Raw genomic sequence first — 11,373 nt, forward strand, 5'->3', positions numbered from 1 at the left:
TTACTCCGCAGCACGCGCTGGGAAATTGACGACGTTCGAGTAGCCCCCCACCCCCATCTCCTGTGGGGCGCTCTCTTCGGCCAAGCGCATCAATGGAGCAATGACCTGCTTCTCCCAGGACGCCGTGACGCCCTCCTCGACCCTGGCGAGGTACTGCTTCTCAGTCTCGAACCAACGTTCGAGGTGCCCCGCCACTCGATCCTTGAAGCCGGACCCCCTGCCCCATTCCGCCGCGCATAGTTGCCAAACGGGCGCCTGCCTCAAGGGCTCGCGGTAGACCTCCATTCCGGTCTGCTGGACCGTGTCGAGGAACGTGGTCTTCGAAGCCGCGGCGCTAAGGCGGATCTGGTCAATCGTTCGTCCCGCCTGTGCAAGGTCGTCATCGGCCTTCAGAGAGTTCAGGAAGGCGTCGAGCGACTTGAACCATCCATCACACCGGGAACGCGCATCTCGCGCGGCGCCCGACCCAATCATGTGGACGACGTTCAAGCCCGAGTATTCCCCGTTGCGACGGGTCGCAGCCCACAGGGTGGAGGCGTAGCGAATGCCCCGCAAGGTGCTCATCACGTCCACATAGGGAAGCCGCTCCCGGGCGCTGAGCAGCCGATTTGCTTTAAGAAAGGTGCTGAGCCGCTTGGAGACCTCCTCGATCGCCAATTGGATTGCCTGCTGCTCGATGTTCTCCATCAGGTCTTCGATGGCGGCACACAGGTCGAGCAGATGATCAGCGCCTCGCTCTCGCATCCGCGTCAACTGCTCGACCACGTTCTTCCGGATCACGACCGGCTCATCAGAAATCACGTTGAAGAACATGACCGGGAGGGCTTTCACCCCTTCAGCCGTTAGCTTCTCGGTGATCTGGGCCTCCTTTAGTTCGTAGCCCTCGGTGTCGCTCTCTGCCTCGTCGCCCACGTCATTCTTCATCGCTGTCGCTTGGCCGGAGAGCGGCAAAGCCAGGATAGCTGCCTTTCCAGGGTCGAAGCCCTCAGCGAACGTCTCGCGCATATGCTTGAGCAAGGCGCCCGTTGTCGGACCGGGCGCGTCGTTGAACCCCGAGCAGAAGACAACGGCCGTGCGCGGATCCTTGAGGCGCGCTTCAAGGTCCTCGCGCACAGCGTGGTCCTCGACACCCTTGGTGTCGATCAACGTAAGTTCTAGATCACCGAAACTCTTACCGAAGTTCGGGACGAGCAGGTCAATGGTCTCAGGCAGCGGCACGTCGCCGATCTGGCCCTTGTTGATCGCGCTGAAGACCTCTTTCACCCACTCCATCGGGTGTTTATGAGTCGCGCTGTTGTACCAGAGTTCTCGGCGAGTCCGCTCAGGCAACAGCATCCGCTCGATCACCCGAGCCCTAAATTCGGCCTCGCTCTCGCATGATCGGGCAAGATCTGCGGCCGGATCCACGGTAAGCTTCTTGCCGGTTGCCGTATCGGTGCGGCGGTTCAGTTGCGCCATGTTGCGCAGGGCGCGGTCCATCTCCTTGCTTACGCGGGCGATCTCTCCGGCCGGATCCTGCGCATCACTGGACACGCTGTTCCAGGTGACGTTGCAGAAGTCCGATATGCGCTGGCGCATCTCCACGTCGCTCAAGGGCACGACTGAGACGCCGAACTCCGGACCTTTCTTGATGTGAACTTCGCAGATGGTTGTGCCACCAGCGCCCGTTTCTAGGACAGTACGCTTGAGCGGGTTCGTCACCGTCGTCGCTGGGACAAGGAGGTCGAATAGGAAGCTGATCGCCGTCGATTTCCCGACGCCGATGTTCCCGATGAACGCGATGTTGTGGTTCAGGCGTGTGAGGAACGACGATGCCGACAGCAGCAGGTCGCGGTGGCGCTCGATATGTCGGCGTACCGGCCAAGGATGCTCCGTCTCTGAAAGGAACAAGGCAACATTATCAAGGACCTCGTCCGCCTGTTCGAGGTAGCCACGCTGCGGGTTCCAGAACGAGGGCGGCTCGACGTGCTGCCACTCACGCTTCAAGAACGCCTTGAAGTCGTTCGCGTGCGGCGAACCAAGGGTGGCAAGGGCATCAAGGATGCTCTCGATCTCAGTCCCACCAAGGACTTCGCCCTTTTCGAGCCGAGATACCCGGCTTTGGTCGAGCTTGGCCTCATCGGCCACAACCTTTTGGGTGATCCCGAGTTCAGCGCGCAGGCGAGCGACAACCGAAGGAGTTTGATGATTGGGGGACACTACGCTTCCTTCCATCTAAAAATTCATGCTGCATATATGCAGCATGTTTGATCATCGTCAATCGGCGAGCAGTTCCTACTCGCGTGTGGCTTTGGCATTGGGGGGCACGGCTGAGGACGTGGCCGAAATACATCTTCTTGCCGTGGCCGCCAGCTTTCTTGCCACTCAAGGTTGAGATGCTCGCGGTTGCTAACTACGGTGCCGCCAAGAGCGCAATGGGCGTCTGGGACCGATGGCAAACACCGCCAACTTCGGCTTCATGGGAGCGTACGGGCAGAACCTTGAGGCGCTGCCCGCGCTCGCGGAAAGCTATTTCCAGACGGATCCCTCTACGGCTCTGTTCAAACTGCGGCAGTTCGCCGAACTTTTAGCCAAGGAGATCGCTGCACGCCACGGCCTGTACCAGCCTGAACGGCGTGATAGCTTCGAGACTATCCTCACACGCCTGTCCTACGAGCGCGTTTTACCCCGCGAGACCGCGGACCTTTTCCATGGCCTGCGAAAGCTCGGCAATGACGCTGCTCATGAGGCCAAAGGGACTCACGCCGAAGCACTGTCCGGCCTGAAATTTTCCCGTCAGATCGCGATCTGGTTCCACCGGACCTACGGCAAGCAGCCCGACTTCAAGCCCGGTCCGTTTCTCCCGCCACCACCGCCGGTCGATGCCTCAGGCCCCCTGCGCGAGGAGATCGCCGCGCTGCGGCTGAGCCTCGCCAACAGCGAGGGTGTGGCCGAGGCAGCCCGGCTTCTCGCCGAGAAGGAGGCGCGCGAGCGTGAGAGTCTGTCTGAGCGCTTGCTTCGCGAGAGAGAGGACCGCGCGGTCTGGGAAACGCTCGCCCAGGAGGGCGAGATCGAGAAGGCCGAGTTGGCGTCCCGACTTGCGGCCCTTCAGACACAGGCGGAGAAGACCCCGGTCGTCACCCTCCAGGCCCTCGTCACGTCCGGCGAGAAGGCGGCCGAGAAGATCGACCTCGACGAGGCCGACACACGCGCGTTGATCGACAGGCAGCTAAAAGACAACGACTGGGAAGCGGATACACAACGGTTGCGCTGGAGTGAGGGCACCCGGCCGATCAAGGGCCGCAACCTCGCCATCGCTGAGTGGCCTGTCACCAAAGGGCGCGCCGACTACGCGCTGTTCGTGGGCCTGACCCTGGTCGGCGTGGTCGAGGCCAAGCGCAAGAACATCAGCGTGTCCGGTGCAATCGATCAGGCCGAGCGTTACGCCAGATCCATCACGGAAACCGGTAGCGCTGCGTTCGCTGATGGCGCGCCCTGGCAGGACGGGCCGCACGCCTACCGCGTGCCCTTCGTCTTCGCCGCCAACGGACGCGTGTACCTCAGGCAGATCGAGACGCAGAGCGGCGTGTGGTTCCGCGACGTGCGCCGCCCAGCTAACCTGCGCCGCGCGCTCGTGGACTGGCCGACGCCGGAGGGCCTGCTGGGTAAGCTCAGCGTCGATATCGAGGCGGCGACCCAGGCGCTCAAGGACCAGCCGATGACGTTCGGCTTCCCCTTGCGCGACTACCAGAAGGCCGCCGTCGCCAAGGTCGAGGAAAACTTGGAGGCCGGTCGCCGGGCGATGTTGGTGGCGATGGCAACCGGCTCGGGCAAGACCAAGCTCGCCATCGCGCTCCTGTACCGCTTGCTCTCGACCAAACGCTTCCAGCGCGTCTGCTTCGTCGTGGATCGCTCGGCGCTGGGCGAGCAGACCCAGGGCGAGTTCTCGACAACCAAGGTCGTCACCGGCAAGTCCTTCGCCGACATCTTCGGGTTGAAGGGCTTGAGGGACGCGGTGCCCGACGCGGAGACGAAGCTGCACATCTGCACAATCCAGGGCCTCGTGAAGCGCGTTCTACTCGCCAACGACCCGGCGCAGGCCCCTGCCATCGATCAGTACGACCTGATCGTCGTGGACGAGTGTCACCGCGGCTACCTTCTGGACCGGGAACTCACCGACGCCGAGTTGAGCTTCCGCGATGAGGCGGACTACGTCTCGAAGTACCGGCGCGTGCTCGACTACTTCGACGCGGTCAAGATCGGCCTGACCGCGACGCCCGCCCTGCACACGACGGAGATCTTCGGCGAACCGGTCTTCACGTACTCGTATCGCGACGCGGTGATCGACGGCCACCTCAACGACCACGAGCCGCCCGTTCGGATCGAGACCGAGTTGGCACGGTACGGCATCGAGTTCGCCCAGTCCGAGCAGTTGGCGTTCTTCAACCCCGAGACCGGGGAGATCGACCTTGCGCACACGCCCGACGCCCTGCGCTTCGAGGTCGAGCAGTTTAATAAGAAGGTGGTCACCGAGAACTTCAACAAGGTTGTCGCCGAAGAACTCGCCCGGCACATCGATCCAAGCCTGCCGGGCAAGACCCTAATCTTCGCGGCCTCGAACGACCACGCCGACATCGTCGTCAAGCAGGTCAAGGACGCCTTCCAGGCGGCCTATGGCGAGATCGACGACGCATCGGTGAAGAAGATCACCGGCAAGGTGGACAAGGTCGGCGACCTGATCCGCGCCTTCCGCAACGACGCCAACCCGAAGATCGCGGTCACGGTGGACCTCCTGACCACCGGCATCGACGTGCCGTCGATCACCAACCTCGTGTTCTTGAGGCGCGTGAACTCGCGCATCTTGTACGAGCAGATGATCGGCCGGGCGACGCGGCTGTGCCCTGAGATCGGCAAGGACGTGTTCCGGATCTTCGATGCGGTGGACCTCTACCCCCACCTCCAGAAGATCACCGACATGAAGCCGGTCGTGGTCGCGCCAGCGATCGGGTTCGAGCAACTGATCGGAGAACTCGCCTCCGCCGAGGATGAACGGCAGCGCGAGACTGTCCGGGCGCAGTTGGTGGTCAAGCTGCGGCGACGGCTCAAGAGGATATCCGAGGAGGCACGCAGGCAGTTCGAGGTCGTAGCGGGCGAGACCCCGGAAGCGACTTTGGCACGGTGGCACTCCGCGCCCGGCACGGACCTCGTCGCCTGGGTACGCGCACATCAAAGCATCGGGACGATGCTCGATGCCAGCGGCGGTGACGGCAAGCCCGGCCGGAAGCCGATCTCGCCCCATCCCGATACGGTCATCAGCGTGACGCGCGGCTACGGCGCCGCCGACAAGCCTGAGGACTTCCTCGACGGCTTCGCCAAATTCGTAAACGAAAACATGAACACCGTCGCCGCCCTGAAGGTAGTGGTACAGCGTCCGCGTGATCTCACACGTGCCCAGCTACGCGAACTCCGTTCTGAACTCGACCGTGCCGGGTTCCCCGAAGCGACGCTCAAGCGCGCTTGGAAGGATGCGAGGAACGAGGAGATCGCCGCCTCGATCATCGGCTACGTCCGGCAGGCAGCGCTGGGAGATCCGCTTCGATCCTACGAAGAGCGCGTCGCCAGCGCGATGAAGCGGATCATGGCGCGCCAGCCCTGGACGGACCCACAGCGCGGGTGGTTGAAGCGCATTGGCGAACAGATCGTACGGGAAGTCGTCGTCGATCGGGAGGCGCTCGATCGCGAGCCGTTCCGGGCAGACGGTGGCTTCGCCCGACTGAACAAAATTTTCAGCGGCGGCGTGGAGACGCTCCTCGCCGACGTGAACGAGGAACTCTGGAAGCAGGCAGGCTGATGGAAGCGGTCACACCCACCACGCGCGACATCGTCGCTAAGCTCTGGTCGCTCTGCCACGTGCTGCGCGACGACGGCGTCGGTTACAACGAGTACGTCACCGAGATCACCTACCTGCTGTTCCTGAAGATGCTGGCGGAGACCGGCGGCGAGGGGCGGCTGCCTGCACAGTATCGTTGGGAAAGACTCGCCCGGCGCGAGGGTCTCGACCAACTCGACCACTACAAGCGCCTGCTGCTCGACCTCGGCAACCCGAAGGTCGAGACCGATCACCTCGTGCTCTCGATCTTCACGGACGCGCAGACCCGCCTGACCCGGCCGACGAACCTAAAAGCCCTCACGACCGCGATCGACAAGCTCGACTGGTTCTCTGCCCGCGAGGAGGGTCTCGGAACCCTCTACGAGGGTCTGCTGGAGAAGAACGCAGCGGAGAAAAAGTCGGGCGCGGGACAGTATTTTACCCCCCGCCCGCTCATCGACTGCATCGTGCGGCTGATGCAGCCACAGCCGGGCGAGGTGATCCAGGACCCGGCCGCAGGTACGGCGGGCTTCCTCGTGGCCGCCGATCACTTCATCAAGGAGAAGACCGACAACCTCTACAAGCTGCCGGAGTCGCAGGCGTTCTTCCAACGCAACGGCGCCTACCACGGCGCTGAACTCGTGCACGACACGCACCGGCTCTGCCTGATGAACCTGATGCTACACGGCATCGAGGGGGGCGTCGAGCACGTAGACACGCTCTCGCCGGACGGTGAGGCGTTGGGCAAGGCCGACTTGGTCCTGACTAATCCGCCCTTCGGGACGAAGAAGGGTGGCGGGCGACCGACGCGGAACGACTTCTCAGTAACCGCGGAGACCTCGAACAAGCAGTTGGCCTTCGTCGAGCACATCGTGCGAGCGCTGAAGCCCGGCGGAAGGGCTGCGGTGGTGGTGCCCGACAATGTGCTGTTCGAAGACAACACGGGCCGCCGCCTGCGCACGTGGCTAATGGATCTATGCGACTTACACACGATCCTACGGCTGCCGACCGGCATCTTCTACGCGATCGGCGTGAAGACGAACGTGCTGTTCTTCCGGCGGGGGAAAACCGACAAGGGGAACACAAAGGCCGTCTGGGTTTACGACCTACGCGCGGACATGCCTGCCTTCGGTAAGACTCGTCCTTTGACCGTCGCGGAGTTTGCGGACTTCGAGACCACCTACGGCGCCGATCCGAATGGTGGGGCCGAGCGGCAGGATCAAGGCGAGACCGGACGGTTCCGGCGCTTCACGCGGGATCAAGTGGCGGAGCGCAACGACAACCTCGACATCGCATGGCTGCGTGACACAGAGGCCGACGCCGAGGAGGGACTGACAGAGCCGGAGGATATCGCGGCGGCGATTATTGGACATCTGCGGGCGGCACTGGCTGATATCGAAGCGCTGTCGGATGAACTTGACGGTGAAGACGGAGAGCTGGTTGTAACTTTGCCGGAAGCGGCCGAATGAGCACCTTGCCAGAAAAGTGGTCGCTCGCTGCGATTGGCGACGTTGCAAATATTGAGACTGGAAGCACGCCTCCGAAGCAAAAAGCTAGTCTCTACGGCAGTGGCTATCCATTCTTCAAGCCGGGAGATCTCGGGAACACCGACCTAATTTTTTCTTCTGAGGAAAGTGTTACCGAAGAGGGTGCTCGGACCGGTCGCCTGATCCCTGCGAATAGTGTTCTAATTTCATGCATCGGGAATCTTGGTAAATCCGCCCTCACGGGCAGGGATTCTATTTGCAATCAGCAAATAAACGCTGTTCTCCCCACGGAAGCGGCATTGCCAAGATACTTGCTTCATTGGAGCCGCACTATCCGCGGTTGGATGGAGGAGAACTCCTCGGCAACGACAATCCGTATCATTAACAAAGGGCGTTTTTCCGCAGCGCCCCTCCCTCTTGCTCCTCTCGCAGAACAGCGCCGGATCGTTTCCAGGATCGACAGCCTCTCGGCGAAGTCGAAGCGCGCGCGTGATCATCTCGATCATGTCCCGCGTCTCGTCGCAGCCTACCGTCAGGCAGTGCTTGTTGCTGCGCTCACTGGGCGGCTAACGGCAGAATGGCGCCGGAACGTCGGATGCCCTCAGTCCGCGACCGAACTTATAGCGGCAACGGATGAACCAGCGAAATCCCGTGGGGGCCGGGAGGCCACTGACGCGATAAAACCAGGGCAAGCTGCACTTTCAATTAATAAACCGAATCTACTTGCGCCCGAAAACTGGTCGTGGGTGCGCCTCTCCCGGATCTCGCGTCAGGAAACAGGCCATACACCTAGCCGCTCAAAGCCGGAATATTGGGACGGCGGCGTGCCTTGGATCGGAATTCGCGACGCCGGAGCACATCATGGGCGGCTGATACATCAAACAATTCAGACCATCAGCGATCTAGGTCTCCAAAATTCGTCGGCAAGACTCTTACCCGCGGGAACTGTATGCTTATCGCGGACAGCATCCGTAGGGTACGTCACCATCATGGGGGCCACGATGGCTACAAGCCAGGATTTCGCGACCTGGAGTTGCTCTGAAGCCCTAGATCCCAAGTACTTGATGTATGCCTTGATGGCAGAAGGCGAGCGAATTCGAGATTTCGGCGAAGGATCAACGCATACAACGATCTATTTTCCTGAGATCAGGGCTTTACATATCTGTCTTGCACCGAAGCTAGAACAAGCAGAAATCGTGCGGCGCGTGGAGGCGGCTTTCTCCTGGATCGGCAGCCTTGCTGCTGAAGCGACCAGCGCCCGCAAGCTCATGGACCACCTCGATCAGGCCGTCCTCTCGAAGGCGTTCCGCGGCGAGCTAGTACCGCAAGATCCGAATGATGAACCCGCGAGCGTACTGCTGGAGCGGATCAAGACCACGAAGGCGATATCGCTCCAACCTCGAAGAGGACGCGGTCGCCCACGCCTCGCAACAAGGGCCTGACAGCGGTCGGGCATCTATGAAGAGTACACTCAGTTCGCATGCGATGGATGGTCTCGAAGTCACCTATCGCGACGAGATGGCCGACCGGGACCAAATTGAGGTTCACTGATCGGCCACACACTTCGTTACCAACCGCGCGCCTTGAGCCAGCGGCAAAGCACGGGCGCATCGGCAGGATTTTCAAACTCGAAGATCACCGCATCGAGGACCGCGAAGCCTTTGCGCTCTCGGATACAACGGCGCCAGCGGCCGGTTGCATATGTCTCGCACCACTGACAGGTAATGTCGTGTCGGTAATGCTGCGACGGAGAATTCAAGTTCAAGATCATCTCGACGGTGCCCGCGATCACGAAGGTATTGCGCGCCAGCATCGCCTGGAATTCTGGATCGGCTCGTAGCCGGGCGATCATGCGCCGGATGCTCTCGATGTTTCGAATAGCCATCACGAGCACCGCGCATCGATCGAACGACGTGACAGTAGATCGGCGACGTGAAGATCGCGAAGGATTTCAGCATCATACGCCTGCACTCGGTCGCGAAGTTCTCCGGTCAGAAGTGTACCAGCCTCGGTCAGCCGCATGCGGATCCGCTGAATTGTCCGCGGCGAAACCCTCGCCATCGCCCCATCACGCCGTGTATAATCATGGAGATATCCGGGACCGCGGTCGCACCAGGATCGCGAGAATTGTTCGTGAGACGAAACTAAGCCAAGCATCTTCATATCATCGAATAAACGTAAAAGTTGAAAACCGTACATGGAAATTTCCTTGGGTAGGATCTCGGTTAGATCCCTCCATGTACTTATGCTGGAAGCGACAGAGAGCTGCCTACACAGATTAAGAGCGCAGCAGACAACACCTTTCGCGATCTGAGCGACGTTATCGAGGACCGTTCCTGCGGATCTTCGATCGAGTCTCAGAGGGAGAGCCGTTTCCGAACGACCGCGTCTTGCGAACTTCAACTTGAACGGGCTTGGTCTCACCGGATCGGGTTGCCCGCACGATGACCGTCCCCGGCTTGATGGCCTTCTCCATCCCGAATACACGGCCGCGCTCCGGGTCGCTGTTGGAAGGCCGCTGACGGCGGCTCTCGTTCTTCCGGACGAACTGCTTGGCCTCACGGTTGAGACGCACCCGGTTGCGATCCTCCTCGGAGGTTGGGTGCAGCCCCAGTTCCATGGCCCGTAGCATCACGATCCAGGCGAAGTAGTCCTTGATGACGTACTGAGGCTCGTCCTCCTCGTCGTCGGCATCGAGTTCCCGAAGCCAAAACGGGATCGAGGTGTCTTCGTCCTTATCGTCCCGTTCGAGGATCGCCCGAGGAAGCGCGATACCGCCTGCGCGCTCGGATGAGGTCGCGTCAAACCCGAACTGCTCGGCGAGTTCGACGACATCGTCGTAGGTGTAGGCCCTAAGTGTCGCCATCTCCGTAGGCGGAACAGGGACGTTTAGGTCATCTCGGGTGAAGCCGAGGATCTTGTAGAAGAGTTCATCGCGGCTCTGTTCGATTTCGCACGGCGGGAAGCCTGTCGCTTCCATCTGCCTGATCAACTCCGTCTGCTCATCAAGGCGCCTGAGTGGTACGCTGTGCTGCATCTACGATCACCATCGCTATTTCGCTCAGGGCGAGGTGGTGATCGAGCCCGTATTGTGAAAGGTACATTTCAAGACATTAACGAGGATCTCCACAAGAACGGTTCCCGTGATACCCCGATGACACGGGCACGATCTCTAAAGGCCGATCTCGGCGGTGAGGTTCTGCTCGAACAACTGACCCTCGCGGACGTACCGTCGTAGAACGGTGAGCGAGGTGTGGCGGGTCTGGCGGGCGATGGCGAGTTCGCCAATCCCGGCGCGGGCGGCCGAGGTGGCGAAGCCCGCGCGCATGGAGTGACCGGCATAGGCCGCGGCGTCGAACCCGGCGGCGGCGGCGCGGCGCTGGACGATCAGGGCGACGGCGTTGCCCGAGAGCCGCCCGCCGACGCGGCCGTGACGATCGACCCCCCGGAACGCTGCTCCTTCCGCAATCCCGGCCGCGGCGAGCCACGTCGCGAAGGCGGCGGCCGGACAGGTCGCTGTCCCGGTGCGCCCGACTGCGAGCACCACACCTGCACCGTCCTGGTCAGTCTTGCTGCGTCGGATCGTGATCCGCAGGCCCTCAGGCAGGACGGCGATGTCGGCCACGTCGAGGGCGACGAGTTCAGAACGCCGGAGCGCAGCGGCCGTACCGACTAGGAGGAGGGCGCGGTCGCGCCGGTCGCCGAGGGTGTCGCCGAGCCCGGTGAGCACCTGCCGCAGGCGTGGGACGGTTAGGGCCTCGGCGTGGCGTTGAGCGCTGCCGCGCTCACGTCGGAGACCCGCCATCACGTCGGCGATGGCCGGGTGGCGAGGGTCGAGGCCGTGTCCGGCGAGCCGGTGGGCGGCGGCGATGGAGGAGAGCCGCCTCGACAGGGTGGCGACCGACAGGGCGTCGGCATGTGCGGCGATATAGAGCCCGACCGCCGCAGGCGCGGCCGGAAGCGGGTCGAGGCCCTCGCGCGCGCACCACTCCGAGAAGTGCGCCCAGTCGCTGCGGTAGGCGCGGACGGTGTTGGCGG

The 11,373-nt window shown here is 62.1% G+C and carries 7 protein-coding genes; 3 read left to right on the forward strand and 4 right to left on the reverse strand.

Annotation, left to right across the window (positions count from 1 at the left end):
• Positions 1 to 2,199, reverse strand: a complete 2,199-nt coding sequence (locus FV228_RS00220; protein ID WP_246693768.1) for a helix-turn-helix transcriptional regulator — start codon at positions 2,197 to 2,199, stop codon at positions 1 to 3.
• 232 nt (positions 2,200 to 2,431) lie between these two features.
• On the opposite strand from FV228_RS00220, the gene hsdR reads away from it, so the two are divergent.
• The 3 genes from hsdR to FV228_RS00235 are packed head-to-tail and all read left to right on the forward strand — an operon-like array spanning position 2,432 to position 8,777.
• Positions 2,432 to 5,830: a type I restriction-modification system endonuclease gene (gene hsdR / locus FV228_RS00225; protein WP_147852741.1), complete on the forward strand. Its 3,399-nt coding sequence runs from the start codon at positions 2,432 to 2,434 to the stop codon at positions 5,828 to 5,830.
• Positions 5,830 to 7,317 carry an N-6 DNA methylase gene (locus FV228_RS00230; protein ID WP_147852742.1) on the forward strand — a complete coding sequence of 496 codons (1,488 nt, stop codon included), beginning with the start codon at positions 5,830 to 5,832 and terminating at the stop codon, positions 7,315 to 7,317. The genes hsdR and FV228_RS00230 overlap by 1 nt, the downstream gene beginning before the upstream one ends.
• Entirely contained in the window at positions 7,314 to 8,777 is a 1,464-nt protein-coding gene (locus FV228_RS00235) for a restriction endonuclease subunit S (protein WP_147852743.1), read from the forward strand. Before FV228_RS00230 ends, FV228_RS00235 begins: the two co-directional genes overlap by 4 nt.
• Positions 8,778 to 8,902: 125 nt before the next feature.
• Here FV228_RS00235 and FV228_RS00240 read toward each other — a convergent pair whose 3' ends face one another.
• From FV228_RS00240 to FV228_RS00250, 3 genes are all read right to left on the reverse strand, one after another.
• Positions 8,903 to 9,229 (reverse strand): hypothetical protein, encoded by a 327-nt coding sequence (locus FV228_RS00240; RefSeq protein ID WP_147852744.1) that lies wholly within the window; start codon positions 9,227 to 9,229, stop codon positions 8,903 to 8,905.
• Positions 9,230 to 9,655: 426 nt separating this feature from the next.
• Complete coding sequence (locus FV228_RS00245) at positions 9,656 to 10,315, reverse strand: hypothetical protein (RefSeq protein ID WP_147852745.1); 660 nt, start codon at positions 10,313 to 10,315, stop codon at positions 9,656 to 9,658.
• Positions 10,316 to 10,507: 192 nt separating this feature from the next.
• On the reverse strand, positions 10,508 to 11,373 hold an 866-nt coding region (locus tag FV228_RS00250), incomplete at its 5' end, for a tyrosine-type recombinase/integrase (protein WP_147852746.1).

Origin of the sequence: Methylobacterium sp. WL18 (assembly GCF_008040015.1) — a bacterium.
In the GTDB taxonomy this organism is placed as follows: Bacteria; Pseudomonadota; Alphaproteobacteria; order Rhizobiales; family Beijerinckiaceae; genus Methylobacterium; species Methylobacterium mesophilicum.

Coding starts and splice junctions, on each gene's coding strand:
- hsdR (WP_147852741.1), top strand. CDS start 2,432: ATGGCAAACACCGCCAACTTCGGCTTCATGGGAGCGTACGGGCAGAAC.
- FV228_RS00245 (WP_147852745.1), bottom strand. CDS start 10,315: ATGGAAGCGACAGGCTTCCCGCCGTGCGAAATCGAACAGAGCCGCGAT.
- FV228_RS00230 (WP_147852742.1), top strand. CDS start 5,830: ATGGAAGCGGTCACACCCACCACGCGCGACATCGTCGCTAAGCTCTGG.
- FV228_RS00235 (WP_147852743.1), top strand. CDS start 7,314: ATGAGCACCTTGCCAGAAAAGTGGTCGCTCGCTGCGATTGGCGACGTT.